Here is a 15,809-nt window from a genome sequence, read left to right on the forward strand (position 1 = left end):
CTGTTCCGCCGTCTGAAAGGGTTCCGCCGCATCTTCAGCCGCTTCGACAAGCTCGACGTCATGTTCGCGGCCTTCATCCACTTCGCACTGATCGTCGAATCGTTGCGATAGTGTTAACAGGCCCTAGTGCGCCGCCGGGTGCCGCGGACGGGCGCGGCGGCTTGGGGCGTGGGGGCTGGGTCGTGTGGATGGCGCTGGTGGCCTTGGCCACCTCGCCGGCCAGCAGCAGCGGCAGCGCGCGCGCGGCGCGGTCGATCGCGGCGTCGATGGCTTGGCGCTGCTCCAGCGGCGGTTTACGCAGCACCCAGTGCACCACCTCCGCCTTGACCCCGGGGTGGCCAATGCCCAAACGCAGCCGCCAGTAATCGGCGCTGCCAAGCTGCGCGTGGATGTCGCGCAGCCCATTGTGGCCGGCGTGGCCGCCGCCGCGCTTGAGCCGGGCGTCGCCGGGCGGCAGGTCCAGCTCGTCGTGGGCGACCAAAATCTCGTGCGGCGCGATCTTGAAAAACCGCGCCAGCGCCGCGACCGCCTGGCCGCTGCGGTTCATGTAGGTGGTGGGTTTGAGCAACCACAGCGGCTGCCCCTGCACCTGCGTGCGCCCAACCAGGCCAAAGTAGCTGCGCTCGGGGTGCAGCGTCACGCGCAGGTCGGCGGCCACGCGGTCCAGCCACCACCAGCCCGCGTTGTGGCGCGTGTCCTCGTACTCCGGGCCGGGGTTGCCCAGGCCCACCAACAGCTTGAACATGGCGGCTCAGCTCCATTGCGGCGACGATGTCGATCAGACAAACCCGATCCTGCAACACAAAGGCCCGCACGGGGCGGGCCTTGGCTGCGCGGGGGGCAGGGTTATTTCTTGCCCTTCTTGCCCTTCTTGTCGTCGGCCGGTGCGGCGGTCGGGGCGACCACCACTTCCTCGACCGGCTCCACCACGGTGGCGATGGTCGGGTTGGGCTTGCCGTGCGTGACGACCTTCACCCCAGGGGCCAGCTTCAGGTCGCTGACGTGCAGGCTCTGGCCCTTGTGCAGGTTGCCCAGGTCCACCTCGATGAAGTCGGGCAGCTGGGTGGCCAGGCATTCGATTTCGAGTTCGGTGGCCACGTGGTTGATCAGGCACTTGTCGGCCTTGACCGCGGGCGAATTCTCCGCGTTGACAAAGTGCAGCGGTACCTTCTTGCGCAGGCGGGTGTTTTCGTCCACGCGCTGGAAGTCCACGTGCAGCACCTGCGGCTTGAACGGGTGGTATTGCACGGCACGCAGCACGACCTTGGTCGTCTGGCCGCCCAGCTCCATCTCCAGGATGGAGGTGTGGAAAGCTTCCTTTTGCACCGCTTGCCACAGGGCGTTGTGGTCCAGCTCGATGGCTTGCGGCTCGGCGTTGCCACCGTAGACGATGCCGGGCACCTTGCCGGCGCGGCGCAGGCGGCGGCTCGCACCCGTACCTTGCGCTTGACGCTCGAAAGCGACGAATTTCATGCTTGCACTCCAACGTTGAACGGGGCGGCCGCGACCAGCGCGCCCCAGGCTTGAAATGGCGCCGCCGCACGCGACCGCGCCCCGAAAATACACTCAACCGGCCGAAACGGCGGCCTCCATCTCGGCAAACAGGTTCATCACCGACTCGCCGCTGGCGATGCGCGCGATCGTCTCGCCGATCAGCGGCGCCACACTGAGCTGGCGGATCTTGCCGCAGGCGCGCGCCGCTTCGCTCAGCGGGATGGTGTTGGTCACCACCAGCTCGTCCAGCGCATCGCCCTTGGCCACACGCTCCACCGCCGGCCCGGACAGGATCGGGTGGGTGACATAAGCAAACACCTTGGTCGCGCCGCGCTCCTTCAGCACCTCGGCCGCTTTGATCAAGGTGCCGGCGGTGTCCACCATATCGTCCATGATGACGCAGTGGCGGCCCTCGATGTCGCCAATGACGTGCATGACCTCCGACACGTTGGGCTTGGGGCGGCGCTTGTCGATGATGGCGATGTCGCAGTCGAGCTGCTTGGCCAAAGCACGCGCACGCACCACGCCGCCCACATCGGGCGAGACCACCAGCAAGTTGGGGTAATTTTTTTGCCGCAGGTCGCGCAGCAGCACCGGCGAGGCGTAGATATTGTCGACCGGGATGTCGAAAAACCCCTGGATTTGGTCGGCGTGCAGGTCCATCGTCAGCACCCGGTCGACGCCCACCACCTGCAGCATGTTGGCCACGACCTTGGCGCTGATCGGCACCCGGCTGGAGCGAGGTCGCCGGTCTTGACGCGCGTAGCCGTAGTACGGAATGACGGCCGAGATGCGCGCGGCCGAGGCCCGCTTGAGCGCGTCGACCATGATGAGAAGCTCCATCAGGTTCTCGTTGGTCGGCGGGCAGGTGGGCTGGATGATGAAGACGTCGCGCGCGCGCACGTTTTGGCCGATTTCGACCGTGATTTCGCCGTCGGAGAAGCGTCCCACGTGCGCCTGGCCCAGCGTGGTGCCGAGGTGTTGCGCGATTTCGGCCGCCAGCACCGGGTTGGCATTGCCGGTGAAAAGCATAAAGTCAGGCGTGTGCGCTGGCGTCGAGCGTTCCATGGTTCAACCGGCAATGGGAATGAGGATTTGGCAGGGGAGGAAGGATTCGAACCCTCGCATGTCGGAATCAAAATCCGATGCCTTAACCAACTTGGCGACTCCCCTACGCAGGTTGACCACTGGCGCGATCAACCTTGGTCGCTGCGCTGCAAAACAGCTTGTGTTTAGCAGCGAGACCTGCATTGTAGCACGGTTTTTTACGCTTCGGCCAGCGGCAGCTTCGGCAGTGTGTGGCCGATGTGCACGCGCCACCCCGGTGGCCACGTCAGCGCTGCCACCGCTTGCTGCGCGGCGGCGTCGGGCAGCAACGCAAACACGGCGCTGCCCGAGCCGCTCATGCGCGGTTGCAAGCCGGCATCGGCCAGCCGTTGCAGGGCGACACCGATGGCCGGGCACGCCCGCGCGGCGCTGGCTTGCAGGTCGTTGCCGCCCCCCAACGCGCCGGGCGAGCTGGGCCAGCGGGCTTGCATGGCAGGCCAGGTGGTGCGCGGGGTGTTGCGCGGCAGCGCCGGGTCGCCAAAGATGGTCGCCGTGGCCACGCCCTCGGGCGGCTTGACGACGACGATGGGCTGCGACGGCCACGCCACGGGTGTGACGCGCTCGCCAATGCCTTCCACCCACGCTGGGCCGCTGCCCAAAAAAAACGGCACGTCCGCGCCCAGCGTGGCCGCCAGCGCCGCCAACTGCGCGCGCGGCCAGTGCAGCCCCCACAGATGGTTGAGGGCGATCAGCACGGTGGCGGCGTCGCTGGAGCCGCCGCCCAGGCCCGCTTGTTGCGGGATGCGCTTGTCCAGCACGATGTGGGCGCCCAGCGTGCAGCCGCTGGCGCGTTGCAGCGCCCGCGCGGCGCGCAGGCACAGGTCGTCGGCGGGCAGCGCGTGGTCGCCGCGCAGGTCTTCGCGCGACAGCCCGCCGTCGTCGCGCCGCTCGATGTGCAGCGTGTCGCACCAGTCGATCGGGACGAACAGCGACTGCAGCTCGTGGTAGCCGTCGTCGCGCCGGCCGACGACGTGCAGCATCAGGTTGACTTTGGCGGGGGCGGGCAGGTCGAGCAAGCGGCGCATACGCGGGCGGTGGTATCAGGGCGATGGCGTCCAGGTCAGCCGCAGGTCGACCGGCGGTGTGGGGGCGATGCGCTGCGCGTGCAGGCGGCCGGCGGTGGCGTCGAGCTGCACGAGCACCCAGCCGGGCGCCTCGGTGGGGTGGCCCTGCAGCCAGTCCAGCAGCGCGGCCAGCGGCAGCGCCGCGCCGGTGAGCGCTTTGGTCAGCGTGGCCATGTCGGGGTAGGCCTCGCGCGCGGTGCCGGGGCGCTGCAACCACGCCCCGCCCGCATTCCAGCCGACGTGGGCCAACGCCTGCCCCAACGGGCTGCTGAGCAGCAGCTCGCCCGCCTGGGGGTCGCCGCGCAGCTCGAACAGCGCGCTGGCGCGCTGGGGCGGGTCACTGTGCACGGTCAGCGCCAAGCGCCCCGACCAGTGGCGGCCGGCGGACTCCGGCGGCGGGGGAGGCGGGGTGGCGCAACCGGCCAGCAGCGCCGCCACCCACCCGAGCGCCTGGCGTCGGTCCCCCCTCATAGGTCCTGCACGCTCAGGCGCCGCAACGTTTCGACGAGGGCGCGGTTGCGCGCGTCCAGCTCCAGACCCTGCCGCCAGACGCGCCGCGCTTCGTCATGTTCACCCAGGGTCCACAGCACCTCGCCCAGATGGGCGGCGATTTCGGCATCAGGCTTGAGCTCCCACGCCCGGGTCAACCAGCGCCGCGCTTCGGCCGTGTTGCCCAGGCGAAATTCCACCCAACCGAGGCTGTCGAGGATATAGCCGTCGTTGGGGGCGCGGCGCACCGCTTCCAGGATCAGGGCTTTGGCCTCCTCCAGACGGATGCCGCGCTCGGCCAGCGAGTAGCCCAGCGCGTTGTAGGCGTGCGCATCGTCCGGGCGGCGCTCGATGAGGCTCCGCAGCAAACGCTCGGCCTCGTCATGGCGGCCCAGGCGCTCGGCGGTCAGCGCCAGCTCGTAGGCGAGGTCGGCGTCGTCGGGGGCGCGCTGCACGGCCGCGGCCAGCACGTCGTAGGCGGCTTGTACCTGGTCGGCGTCGCGCAGCAGGCGCGCACGCAGCATCACCACGCGCCGCAGCGTGTCGGGCTGCGCGGTGTCGGTGGCGTCCAGCACGGCCAAGGCGCCGGCCAGGTCCCCCTGGCGGGCCAGGCGCTGCGCCCAGGCCAGGCGTGCGGTGGGGTCGGCGTCGGGGCGGCCGGCGCTGGCCTGCAGGTGGCGTTGCACCAACGCCGTGGCCTGCGCGGGGGCGTGGGCGGTCAGCTCGATGGCCAGCAACGCCGCCGGGGCCGATGTGGGGTCGGCCTGCAGCGCCTCGTCGGCGGCCAGCAGCGCCTCGGCGTGGCGGCCTGCCTGCAGCAACACGGCGCCCAGCGCTGCCTGCGCGATGGCGGCGGTGGTCGGGTCGCGCAACACGTCTTGCAAGGCGGTGCGCACCGCCTCGATCGCGGCGTTGGTGTCCGCCGCACGGTCCAGCAGCGCCGGCACCGCCGCCACGATGTCACGGCGTCGCTCGGGCGGGGCGGCGCGCAGCCAATCGCGCAGCGCCGCACCCAGCTCGGCGGTGCGCTGCAGGCCGGCCAGCAGTTGCACGCGGATGCGCTGCGCGTCGTCGTCAGTGGGGTGGGCGTCAACCCAGGCGCGCGCGGCGTCCAGCGCCGCGTTGGGGGCGCGGCCGCTGAGCGCAATGTCCACCGCACGCCGGTACAACTGGGGGTGTTGGGTGCGTTTGGCCGCATCCAGCACCAGCGAGTAGGCGGCCCCCGGGTCGTGGCGGCGTTGCAGCTCGGCCAACAAAAGCTGGTACAGCAGCTCGGCGTCCATCGTCGCGCTGGCGGCTGTGGCTGAGGGCGGGCGCCCCGCGGGCGTGGCGGCACAGCCGCCCTGGCTCACACTCAACGCCAGCAGCGCAACCAACATCCAGGGACGGCAACGCATCATGCGGGCATCATAATCGACACCATGCCGGAGCTGCCCGAAGTCGAAGTCACCCGTCAGCGCATTGCCCCACCGCTGGTGGGGGCACGCATCATGGCCGTGCGCCTGGGCGCGCCGCTGCGCTGGCCGCTGGGGGTGGCGCCCGAGCGGCTGCAGGGGCGCATGGTGCAGGCCGTGCAGCGGCGCGGCAAATACCTGTTGCTGCCGCTCGATGCCGGGCTGCTGGTGGTGCACCTGGGCATGTCGGGCTCACTGGCGTGGTGGCCGCAGGCGCCGCAGCCAGGGCCGCACGACCACGCGGACATCGTGACCGACCGCGGCACGCTGCGCCTGCACGACCCGCGCCGCTTTGGTGCCGTGCTGTACGCCGGAAGCGAACACGACGCCCGGCTGCGCAAGCTGCTGGACGGCCTAGGGGTGGAGCCGCTGACCGCAGCGTTCACCCCGGCGGTGCTGGCCGCAGGTATGCGCGGGCGGCGCGCCCCGATCAAACAGGTGCTGCTGGCCGGCGACGTGGTGGTTGGTGTTGGCAACATCTACGCCAGCGAAGCGCTGTTCGTGGCCGGCATACGCCCAACCACCCCCGCGGGCAGGCTGGGGCCGCGGCGCGTGCAGCGACTGCACGCAGCGATCCAGCAGGTGTTGCAGCGTGCCGTCGAGGTGGGCGGCAGCTCGGTGCGGGATTTTCACGTCAACGGCCAGTCCGGGCACTTTCAAAACGAGTTTTGGGTGTACGGCCGCGCTGGCCAGCCGTGCCGCGTCTGTGGCACGCCGGTGCGCATGCTGCGTCAAGGGCAGCGCTCCAGCTTTTTTTGCCCGCGCTGCCAGCGATGACCGCGCCCGACCCGACCCCACCGTCCGGGGTGTTTGCGCGTGTGGTGGCCTGGCAGCGCCGCGCCGGCCGCCATGGGTTGCCGTGGCAGGGCACGGGCGACCCGTACCGCGTCTGGTTGTCCGAAATCATGCTGCAGCAGACCCAGGTGGCCACGGTGCTGCGCTACTACGAGCGGTTTGTGGCCCGCTTTGCCAACGTGCACGCGCTGGCCGCCGCACCGTTGGACGAGGTGTTGGCGGCCTGGAGCGGGCTGGGCTACTACCGCCGCGCCCGCTTGCTGCACCGGTGCGCGCAGGTGGTGGTGCAGCGGCACGGGGGGCGGTTTCCGTGCGACTTTGCCACGCTGCGCACCTTGCCCGGCATCGGGGACTCGACCGCGGCGGCCATCGCGGCGTTTTGCGCCGGCGAGCGCGTGTCGATATTGGATGGCAACGTGCGCCGGGTGTTGATGCGGCTGTGGGCCGATGACCGCGACCCGGCCGCCGTGGCCACGCAGCGCGACCTGTGGGCGCGCGCGCAGGGGCTGGTACTGGCCACGGCGACGCCCGCTGACATGGCCGCCTACACCCAAGGGTTGATGGACCTGGGCGCCACCGTGTGCACCCGGCTGCGGCCGCACTGCGACGCCTGCCCGCTGCTGGATGGGTGCCAAGCGCACCGGGCGGGCACACCCACCGCCTGGCCACGCCCGCGCGCCCGCGCCCCGCGGCGCACCGAGCGGTGGTGGTTGCTGTTGCTGCGTCGCGGCGACGGCGTGTGTTGGCTGCAACGTCGCGCCAGCGGCGGCATCTGGGGTGGGTTGTGGGCGCCGCCGGTGCTGACCGAGCCGCAGGGCGACCAGGGGCTGCGCGCCTGGCTGCAGCGCGCGGGCCTGACCGCCATCTGGGCGCCGCCCCAGCCGCATGCGCTCACGCACCGCGACCTTGCGTTGCACTGGGTCGTGGTGCCGTGGACCGACGCTGCGGGCGAGGCGCTGGCGCACGTGCCCGGTGTGCTGGTGGATCAGGGTGCGTGGTGGTCACCTGCCGAAGCGCTGGCACTGGGGTTGCCCGCACCGGTGCGCGTCTGGCTGGCGGCAGCGGTCAGCCGAACGTCCAGCTCGCGGTGACGCCGCAGCACCGGCCAATGCGCGGCGAAGCGCTCGGCCAGCCGCTCGACCAGGTAAACGGAGCGGTGCTGGCCCCCGGTGCACCCCACCGCCACGGTGACGTAGCTGCGGTGGTCGCGCAGCAGTGACGGCAGCCAGTGCTGCAAAAAGTCCCCGATGTGCGCCAGCATCGTGGCCACCTGGGGTTCGGCGCTGAGGTACGCCGCCACTGGTGCGTCCAGACCCGTGAGCGCGCGCAGTAGCGGCTCGTAGTGGGGGTTGGGCAGCATGCGCACGTCGAAGACAAAATCGGCGTCGAGCGGCACACCGCGTTTGAACGCAAACGATTCGAACACCAGCGACAAGGTTGTCGGCTGGGGCTTGAGGAGCGCGCGTACCTCGCTGCGCAATTGCGCGGCGCGCAACTGGCTGGTGTCGATGACCAGGGCCCCCTCGCGCAGCTCGGTCAGCAGTTCGCGCTCCAGGTGCAGCGCGTCCAGCAAGGCGCGGCGCTGGTCGGTGCTGCCGCGCACCGACAGCGGGTGCAAGCGCCGCGTTTCGGAGTAGCGGCGCACCAGCACGTCGTCGGTGGCGTCCAGAAACAACACCGTCAACGCCACCCCCTGTCCGCGCAGGGCCTGCAACCGCTGTGGCAGCCCTGGTAGCGACGAGGCGCTGCGCACGTCGATGGCCACGGCCACCTGCTGCGCGCCGTGCGCGCGCTCCACCGCCACGAACGCTTCGAGCAGTTCCGGCGGTAGGTTGTCTACGCAGTAAAAGCCCGCGTCTTCCAGCGCGTGCAGCGCCACCGACTTGCCCGAGCCGGACATGCCGGTGATCAGCACCAGTTGCAGTGTGGCGGTGGTCATGCTTGCAGCAGCTCCTGCGCGTGGGCCAGGGCGGCGGCCGAATCGTGCCCACCGAGCATACGCGCGATTTCGCGTGTGCGCGCCGGCGCATCCAGTGGGGTGACGGTGCTGACGGTGACGCCGTCCTGCGTGGTCTTGGCGACGTGCAGATGGTGGTGCGCACGCGCCGCCACCTGGGGCAGGTGGGTCACGGCCAGCACCTGCCGCTGGCTGCCCAGCTCACGCATCAGCCGCCCCACCGTGTGGGCGACGCTGCCGCCGATGCCGCTGTCGATTTCGTCGAAGATGAGGGTGGGCGCTTCGCCCAGGGCGCTGGTGACCACCGCGATGGCCAGCGCCAACCGCGACAGCTCGCCACCCGAGGCCACTTTGGCCACCGGCCGCAGCGGGGCGCCGGCGTGGCCGGCCACCAGCAGTTCCACCCGCTCCAGTCCCTGGGGGCTAGGCTCGCCCAGCGGCTCGAGGCGAACCTCGAAGCGCGCGCCTTCCATGCCGAGGGTGGGCAGCAGCGCTTGGACCGCCTGGGTCAACTGCTGCGCCGCAGGGATGCGCTGCGCGGACACCGCCTGGGCTGCCGCTTGGTAGGCCTGGCGCGCCTGGGCCGCGCGCGCGGCCAGCGCGTCCAGGTCAGCCGCTTCGTCCAGCGCGTGCAGCTGCTGGCGCCACTGCGCCCAGCGCGCCGGCAACTCCGCGGGCGGGCAGCGGTGGCGGCGCGCCAGCGCCATCCAGCGCCCCAGCCGTTCGTCCAGCCGCGCCAGCGCGTCGGGGTCGAGTTCGATGTGGCCAAGCACCTGCTGCAACTCGTGGCAGGCATCGTCCAGTTGTGCCTGAGCCGACTGCAACACGGCGGCGATGTCACCGAAGCGCGGCTCGATGTGCGCCTGCGCCTGCAGCGCGCCGATGGCCTGCGCCACCAGGCGCGCGGCGCTGAGCTCGCGTCCGTCCAAAGCCTCCAGCGCCTGACCGGCGGCGTCCAGCAGCGCCTGGGCGTGCGCCAGCCGCGCGTGTTGGCGGTTGAGCTCGTCCCATTCGTCTTCGCCGGGCGCCAGCCGCGCCACCTCTTCGATGAGCCACTGCAGCCGCTCGCGCTCTTGCTGGGCGCTGCTTTGCTGACGTTGTGCCGTCTGTAGCGCATCGTCGGCGGCGCGCCACGCGTCCCACGCGGCGCGCAGCGGCACGGTGTCCACGCGCCCGTAGCCGTCCAGCAACGCCCGCACGGCATCGGGGCGGGTCAGGCTCTGCCACGCGTGCTGGCCGTGGATGTCCACCAGCCACTCACCCAGCGCGCGCAGCTGGGCCGCGGTGGCGGGGCTGCCGTTGATCCAGGCGCGGCTGCGCCCTTGGGCGTCTACCACGCGGCGCAGCAGCAGCGGCTCGCCGTCGTCGCCCCCCAGGCCCTGCTCGGCCAGCCAGGCGCGCGCCGCCGCCGGGGCGTCGAATTCCCCGGCCACCTCGGCACGCGCGGCGCCTTCGCGCACGCAGCCGGCGTCCGCACGCCCCCCCAGCAGCAGCTGCAGCGCATCGATCAGGATCGATTTGCCCGCGCCCGTCTCGCCGGTCAGCGCCGTGAAGCCCGTCCCCAGCTCCAGGTCCAGCTCACGCACGATGACGAAATCCCGCAGCGCCAGCCGCAGCCAGCTCATGCCGTGCCTCCTTGCCGATGCGTGTTCACGCCACCACCCCTTCGTTCCAGTGCAGCTTGCCGCGCAGGGTGTCGAAGTAGTTCCAGCCCACGGGGTGCAGCAGCCGCAAGGTGTGCACCGAACGGCGCACCACGATGCGGTCGCCCGCCAGCAGGCTGGTGAAGGTTTGCATGTCGAAGTGCGCGCTGGGCTCGCGCGCCGCCACCACCTCGATGGCGATTTCACTGCTGGCCGGCAGCACCACCGGGCGGTTGGACAGCGTGTGGGGCGCGATCGGCACCATCACCCAGCCGTCGATGCCGGGGTGCAGCAGCGGCCCGCCGGCCGACAGCGCGTAGGCGGTGGAGCCGGTGGGCGAGGCGATGATGAGCCCGTCGGCGCGCATGTTGGCCACGAAGCGGCCGTCCACCTCGACGCGCAGCTCCACCATGCTGGGCGCGCCGCCACGGTTGACGACCACGTCGTTCATCGCGATGGTCTCGAACGCGCAGTGGCCGTCACGCCACACCCCCGCAGCCAGCAGCGCGCGACGCTCTTCGACGAACGCCCCATGCAACATGGGGCGCAGTACCGTCTCAAAGCCCTCGAACGCAATGTCGGTGATGAAGCCCAGCCGTCCTTGGTTGATGCCGATCAGAGGCACACCCCATGGCCCCAACTGCCGGCCGAAGCCCAGCATCGTGCCGTCGCCGCCCACCACCAACGCCAGTTGGCAGTGCTGTCCGATGCCCTGCACGTCGAGCACCCGGTCGCCCAACGCCCCCACATGCTGCGCCGTGTCACGCTCCAGCGTGACCTCACAGCCCTGCGCGTGCAAAAAGTCCACCACCCGCGCCAACACCGCGCCGCTGCCGGCGGCGTTGGGTTTGCCCACCAGCGCCACATGCTCGAAGCACAGCGCCGACTCGGCCGGGGCAGGGGGTGGGCTGGGCGAAACCATACGATTCATGCTCAAATTACAACATGTCTTGCTGACCGTACCATGATGTTGGACGAGCGCTCAAAAGTGTTGCTCAAAGCGTTGGTGGAACGCTACATCGCCGAGGGCCAACCGGTGGGCTCGCGCACGCTGTCCAAGGCGGCGGGGCTGGACCTGTCGCCGGCAACGATCCGCAACGTCATGAGCGACTTGGAAGAGCTGGGTCTGGTGACAAGCCCGCACACCTCGGCCGGCCGCATCCCCACGCCGCGCGGTTACCGTTATTTCGTCGACACCATGCTGACGGTGCGGCGTGCCGAGCTGTCGGAGCTGCAAGGGCTGCCCGGCGCCGAAACGCTGGTGGCCGACCAGCCGCGCCAGGTCATCAACCAGGCGGCGCAGTTGCTGTCGCAACTGTCGCATTTTGTGGGCGTGGTGCGTGTGCCCAAGCGGGCGGTGGTGTTTCGCCACATCGAGTTTTTGCGTCTGTCGGAGCGGCGCGTGCTGGTGATCCTGGTCACGCCTGAGGGCGAGGTGCAAAACCGCATCCTGCACCCCAGCGTCGAAATCACGCAGGACCAGCTGCAGGCCGCGGCCAACTACCTCAACGCCCACTGCGCCGGACTGACGCTGGACGCCGTGCGCGAGCGCCTGCGCGGCGAGGTCGAAGCGCTGCGTGGCGAGATCGCGGCGCTGATGGTGCGCGCCGTCGAAGCCAGCACGGAGGAGGCGCAGCGCGATGACGTCGTCATTGCCGGCGAGCGCAACCTGCTGGAGGTGGACGACTTTGCACGCGACATGGACAACCTGCGGCGTCTGTTTGGCCTGTTCGAGCAAAAGACGCAAATCATGCGGCTGCTCGACATTTCCGCGCAGGCCGACGGCGTGCGCATCTTCATCGGCGGCGAAAGCCAGGTCGTGCCGTACGAGGAGCTGTCGGTGGTCAGCGCCCCGTTCGAAGTCGACGGCCAGGTGGTCGGCACGCTGGGCGTCATCGGCCCGCAGCGCATGCCGTACGAGCGCATGATTCAAATCGTCGACATCACCGCCAAGCTCGTCGGCCAGGCGCTGGGGCAGACCCGCGGGGAGTGACCCTCCCCGAGGCAGCCTACAATCGCGCCTGCGGTGGGCCGTTAGCTCAGTCGGTTAGAGCAGGGGACTCATAATCCCTTGGTCGCAGGTTCGAGCCCTGCACGGCCTACCATATCAGCGTCACGATGGCTAGGAGCGGCTTCGTCCGGTTCCATGGTCGGGCAGGGCTTGCATCTTGCTGTCGTATCCATGGGCACTACCCACCCCGCGCTACAGTCGCGTGCTGGCGTGCTACGTAGTTGACCATCATCGGGTGGGGTGTGTGTTGGTTGGACGTGGAAACCGTTCACTGGGACGCCAACTGCGAGTACTCGGTTGCCGGAAACATGCTCGCAGTACATCCAGCATACGTGCTGCGAGCGCCTCATGTCTTGCATCCCCTACCGGGTGGGTAGGTACCAACACGACCAGTGCGCGTCAGCGCTCGCCAAGCAGGTTTTCGCTTGGCGCTCGCCGCCGGCTATCGGTTCAGATTTGAATCTTGGATCCCAGCTCGACCACCGCGTTGTTGGGCAGGTTCAGAAACTCGGCCGCAGCGCTGGCGTTGTGGTGCATCTGCGCGAAGAGTTTTTCACGCCAGGGCGCCATGCCCTTGCCGATCGTCGGGATGACGATGTCGCGCGACAGGAAATAGCTGGTGGTCATCGGATCCAGCGCGCAGCCGTGTGCGCGCACCTGCTGCAGCGCCTGCGGCAGGTTGGGGTCGTCCTTGAAGCCGTAGTGCACGATGACCTGCCAGCAGTCATACCCCAGCGGCGTGATCTCCACGCGCTGCTCCTTGGGCACCCAGGGCACTTCGTGACTGCGCACCGTCACGAACACGTTATGACGGTGCAGCACCTTGTTGTGCTTGAGGTTATGCAGCAAGGCATTGGGCACGGTACCCGGTTCGGCGGTCAGAAAGACGGCCGTGCCGTCGACCCGCGTGGGCGGGCTGATGAACACCGACTCCAGAAAGCTGTTCAGATCCAGCGCATCCTGCCGCAAGGCCTCGTTGAGCAGCGCGCGGCCTTGCTTCCAGGTCGTCATCAGCGTAAAGACGGCCCCGCCTATGGCCAGGGGGAACCAGCCGCCATGGTGCAGCTTCATCAGGTTGGAGCTGAAGAAGGCCAGATCGATCAGGAAGAAAAAGCCCGTGGCCGCCACACACAGCGCCAGCGGATAACCCCAGCCGTAGCGGATGACGAAGAACGTCAGCACCGTGGTGATCAGCATGTCCAGCGTGACCGCGATGCCGTAGGCTGCCGCCAGGTTGCTGGAAGAGCGGAAAAACAGCACCGCCAGCACGATGGCCACGAACAGCCCCCAGTTGACAAAGGGCATGTAGATCTGGCCGGTGTCGGTCTCGCTGGTGTGCACCACCTGCAGGCGCGGCAGATAGCCCAGCTGGATGACCTGCTTGGTCACGCTGAAGGCGCCGGAAATCAGCGCCTGCGAGGCGATCACCGTAGCTATCGTGGCCAGCCCCACCAGCGGCAGCAGCGCCCAATCCGGCACCATCATGAAGAAGGGGTTCTTCACCGCCTCGGGGTTTTCCAGCAGCAGCGCGCCCTGGCCGAAGTAGTTGAGCGTGAGTGCGGGCATGACGATGGAGAACCAGGCCAGGCGGATGGGCCTCTTGCCAAAATGGCCCATGTCGGCATACAGCGCCTCGCCGCCGGTGACGCACAGCACCACCGCACCCAGGATGATGAAGGTCGTGCCCGGGTTTTCGACGATGAAGCCCAGCGCGTAATGGGGGCTGACGGCCCACAGGATTTCCGGGTGGCTGGCGATCTGCGCCACGCCCAGCAGCGCGATGGCCACGAACCAGCTCAGCGTAATCGGCCCGAAGAAGCGCCCAATGCCGGCGGTGCCGCGCTTTTGCACGGCGAAGAGGCCAAAGAGGATGAGCAGCGTCAGCGGGATGACGGCCTGGGTGAAGGCCGGCGAGACGACTTCCAGCCCCTCCACCGCCGATAGCACCGAGATGGCCGGGGTGATAACCCCGTCACCATAAAAGAGGCAGGTGCCGAAGATGCCCACCAGCAGCAGCACGCGGCGCAGCTGCGGTTTATCCTTGACCGACTGCGAAGCCAGTGCCAGCATCGCCACCAGGCCACCCTCGCCATTGTTGTCGGCCCGCAGCACCAGCGAGACATACTTGAGCGAGATGATGAGGGTCAGTGTCCAGAAAACGATCGACAGGATGCCGTACACATTGGCCTGGGTGAAGGCCACATGACCGGAGCCGAACACCTCTTTGATGGCGTACAGCACACTGGTGCCGATGTCGCCATAGACGACGCCGATGGCGCCCAGGGTCAGCGCGGCAAGGGGGGATTTGGATGCAGCTGTCTCATCCATGGCGGACGCGCATCATAACCTCCTGCCATGGCTTCCTTCCTGCTGGTACCGTGTGCCGCGGCGGCCGTCACGTTAGCCGTGCTGTGCTCAAACCGCCTCGCGCACCACCACCTCCCCACGCAGCGAATGCGGCAGCGCCTGGGTGATGCGCACCTCGATCATCTGCCCCACCAGCCGCTGGCCGTGGGGGCCGCCGTCGAAGTTGACGATGCGGTTGCACTCGGTGCGGCCCATCAGTTCCTGAGGGTTTTTCTTCGACGGGCCTTCGACTAGGATGCGCTGCACGGTGCCGACGCGGCTGGCGCTGATGCGCGCCACGTTGGCTTCCAGCGCTTTTTGCAGCGTTTGCAGCCGCTGCAGCTTGACCTCGTGCGGCGTGTCGTCGGGCAGGTTGGCCGCCGGCGTGCCGGGCCGGGGGCTGAAGATGAAGCTGAAGCTGGCATCGAAGCCCACGTCCTGCACCAGCTTCATCAGTTTGGCAAAGTCCTCGTCCGTTTCGCCGGGAAAGCCGACGATGAAGTCGCTCGAGAGGCTGATGTCGGGCCGCACCGCGCGCAGCTTGCGAACGGTGCTTTTGTACTCCATCGCCGTGTAGCCGCGCTTCATCGCCATCAGGATGCGGTCGCTGCCGTGCTGCACCGGCAAGTGCAGGTGGCTGACGAGCTTCGGAATGCGGGCGTAGGCCTCGATCAGGCGTGGCGTGAACTCGTTGGGGTGGCTGGTGGTGTAGCGGATGCGCTCGATGCCGGGGATGTCGGCCACGCACTCCAGCAGCAGCGCAAAGTCCTCGCCGTCGTCGCCGCCGCGCCAGGCGTTGACGTTTTGGCCCAGCAACGTCACTTCCTTGACCCCCTGTTCGGCCAGGCTTGCCACTTCGACCAGCACATCTTCCAGGGGGCGCGACACTTCCTCGCCGCGCGTGTAGGGCACGACGCAGTAGCTGCAGTACTTGCTGCAGCCCTCCATGATGCTGACGAAGGCCGACGCGCCCTCCACCCGCGCGGGGGGGAGGTGGTCGAACTTCTCGATTTCGGGGAAGCTGATGTCCACCTGCGGCCGCGCCTGCTGTTGGCGCTGGCGCAGCAGCTCGGGCAGGCGGTGCAGCGTTTGCGGGCCAAACACCACGTCCACGTAGGGCGCACGCTTGATGATTTCCTCGCCCTCTTGGCTGGCCACGCAGCCGCCCACGCCGATGAGCACGCCTTTTTGCTTCAGGTGCTTGACGCGGCCCAGGTCGGAAAAGACCTTTTCCTGGGCTTTTTCCCGCACGGAGCAGGTGTTGAACAGGATCAGGTCGGCCTGATCGGGGTCATCGGTGGGCTCGTAGCCCTCGGCGGCGGCCAGCACGTCGGCCATTTTGGCCGAGTCGTACTCGTTCATCTGGCAGCCAAAGGTGCGGATATAAACTTTTTTGCTCATGGCGGCGCTCGCAGCGGTTCGTGGTGTGGATCCAGAGGCTGGGCAAAC

The 15,809-nt window shown here is 68.9% G+C and carries 13 protein-coding genes, 2 tRNA genes and 2 pseudogenes; 5 read left to right on the forward strand and 12 right to left on the reverse strand.

The genetic code is table 11. The features are described from left to right. A pseudogene (locus Taqua_RS05805) lies at positions 1–111 on the forward strand (IS5-like element ISCARN85 family transposase); the annotation flags it as partial. Here Taqua_RS05805 and pth read toward each other — a convergent pair. The 7 genes from pth to Taqua_RS05840 form a co-directional block, all read right to left on the reverse strand. Continuing rightward, entirely contained in the window at positions 74–745 is a 672-nt protein-coding gene (pth, locus tag Taqua_RS05810) for an aminoacyl-tRNA hydrolase (RefSeq protein WP_144325591.1), read from the reverse strand. The pseudogene Taqua_RS05805 and the gene pth sit on opposite strands and share 38 nt — an antisense overlap. Before the next feature lie 101 nt (positions 746–846). After that, positions 847–1,473, reverse strand: a complete 627-nt coding sequence (locus Taqua_RS05815) for a 50S ribosomal protein L25/general stress protein Ctc (RefSeq protein WP_144325592.1) — start codon at positions 1,471–1,473, stop codon at positions 847–849. Between the two features lie 93 nt (positions 1,474–1,566). Then, on the reverse strand, positions 1,567–2,562 hold the full coding sequence (locus Taqua_RS05820; protein ID WP_144325593.1) for a ribose-phosphate pyrophosphokinase: 996 nt from the start codon (positions 2,560–2,562) through the stop codon (positions 1,567–1,569). A 28-nt stretch (positions 2,563–2,590) separates the two neighbouring features. Beyond that, positions 2,591–2,667 (reverse strand) — tRNA-Gln (locus Taqua_RS05825). 92 nt (positions 2,668–2,759) lie between these two features. Beyond that, complete coding sequence (locus Taqua_RS05830; protein ID WP_144325594.1) at positions 2,760–3,626, reverse strand: 4-(cytidine 5'-diphospho)-2-C-methyl-D-erythritol kinase; 867 nt, start codon at positions 3,624–3,626, stop codon at positions 2,760–2,762. A gap of 15 nt (positions 3,627–3,641) precedes the next feature. Then, positions 3,642–4,136 (reverse strand): lipoprotein insertase outer membrane protein LolB, encoded by a 495-nt coding sequence (locus tag Taqua_RS05835; protein ID WP_144325595.1) that lies wholly within the window; start codon positions 4,134–4,136, stop codon positions 3,642–3,644. Then, positions 4,133–5,554: a tetratricopeptide repeat protein gene (locus Taqua_RS05840; RefSeq protein ID WP_144325596.1), complete on the reverse strand. Its 1,422-nt coding sequence runs from the start codon at positions 5,552–5,554 to the stop codon at positions 4,133–4,135. Before Taqua_RS05840 ends, Taqua_RS05835 begins: the two co-directional genes overlap by 4 nt. A 21-nt stretch (positions 5,555–5,575) precedes the next feature. Between Taqua_RS05840 and mutM the strand changes: the two genes are divergently transcribed. Together mutM and mutY are read left to right on the forward strand one after the other, a co-directional pair. Further along, positions 5,576–6,385, forward strand: coding sequence for a bifunctional DNA-formamidopyrimidine glycosylase/DNA-(apurinic or apyrimidinic site) lyase (mutM, locus tag Taqua_RS05845; protein WP_144325597.1), 810 nt, complete (start codon positions 5,576–5,578; stop codon positions 6,383–6,385). Further along, complete coding sequence (gene mutY / locus Taqua_RS05850) at positions 6,382–7,494, forward strand: A/G-specific adenine glycosylase (protein WP_144325598.1); 1,113 nt, start codon at positions 6,382–6,384, stop codon at positions 7,492–7,494. The genes mutM and mutY overlap by 4 nt, the downstream gene beginning before the upstream one ends. Here the strand turns inward: mutY and rapZ are convergent. The 3 genes and pseudogenes from rapZ to Taqua_RS05865 form a co-directional block, all read right to left on the reverse strand. Continuing rightward, positions 7,479–8,342: pseudogene (rapZ, locus tag Taqua_RS05855) on the reverse strand (RNase adapter RapZ); the annotation flags it as partial. The gene mutY and the pseudogene rapZ sit on opposite strands and share 16 nt — an antisense overlap. Further along, positions 8,339–9,985, reverse strand: coding sequence for a DNA repair protein RecN (recN, locus tag Taqua_RS05860; protein ID WP_144325600.1), 1,647 nt, complete (start codon positions 9,983–9,985; stop codon positions 8,339–8,341). The pseudogene rapZ and the gene recN, both read right to left, overlap by 4 nt. A gap of 25 nt (positions 9,986–10,010) precedes the next feature. Beyond that, positions 10,011–10,925, reverse strand: coding sequence for an NAD kinase (locus tag Taqua_RS05865; RefSeq protein WP_144325706.1), 915 nt, complete (start codon positions 10,923–10,925; stop codon positions 10,011–10,013). 45 nt (positions 10,926–10,970) lie between these two features. On the opposite strand from Taqua_RS05865, the gene hrcA reads away from it, so the two are divergent. Both hrcA and Taqua_RS05875 read left to right on the forward strand, forming a co-directional pair. Then, the gene (hrcA, locus tag Taqua_RS05870) at positions 10,971–11,996 is read left to right on the forward strand and encodes a heat-inducible transcriptional repressor HrcA (protein ID WP_144325601.1); all 1,026 of its coding nucleotides are present in this window, start codon (positions 10,971–10,973) and stop codon (positions 11,994–11,996) included. A gap of 35 nt (positions 11,997–12,031) precedes the next feature. After that, a tRNA-Ile gene (locus Taqua_RS05875) sits at positions 12,032–12,108 on the forward strand. 356 nt (positions 12,109–12,464) lie between these two features. Here Taqua_RS05875 and Taqua_RS05880 read toward each other — a convergent pair. Next, positions 12,465–14,342, reverse strand: a complete 1,878-nt coding sequence (locus Taqua_RS05880) for a potassium transporter Kup (RefSeq protein WP_144325602.1) — start codon at positions 14,340–14,342, stop codon at positions 12,465–12,467. 87 nt (positions 14,343–14,429) lie between these two features. After that, positions 14,430–15,761, reverse strand: a complete 1,332-nt coding sequence (gene miaB, locus Taqua_RS05885) for a tRNA (N6-isopentenyl adenosine(37)-C2)-methylthiotransferase MiaB (protein ID WP_144325603.1) — start codon at positions 15,759–15,761, stop codon at positions 14,430–14,432. Positions 15,762–15,809: the final 48 nt, after the last annotated feature.

This window comes from Tepidimonas aquatica (genome assembly GCF_007556585.1).
In the GTDB taxonomy this organism is placed as follows: domain Bacteria; phylum Pseudomonadota; class Gammaproteobacteria; order Burkholderiales; family Burkholderiaceae_C; genus Tepidimonas; species Tepidimonas aquatica.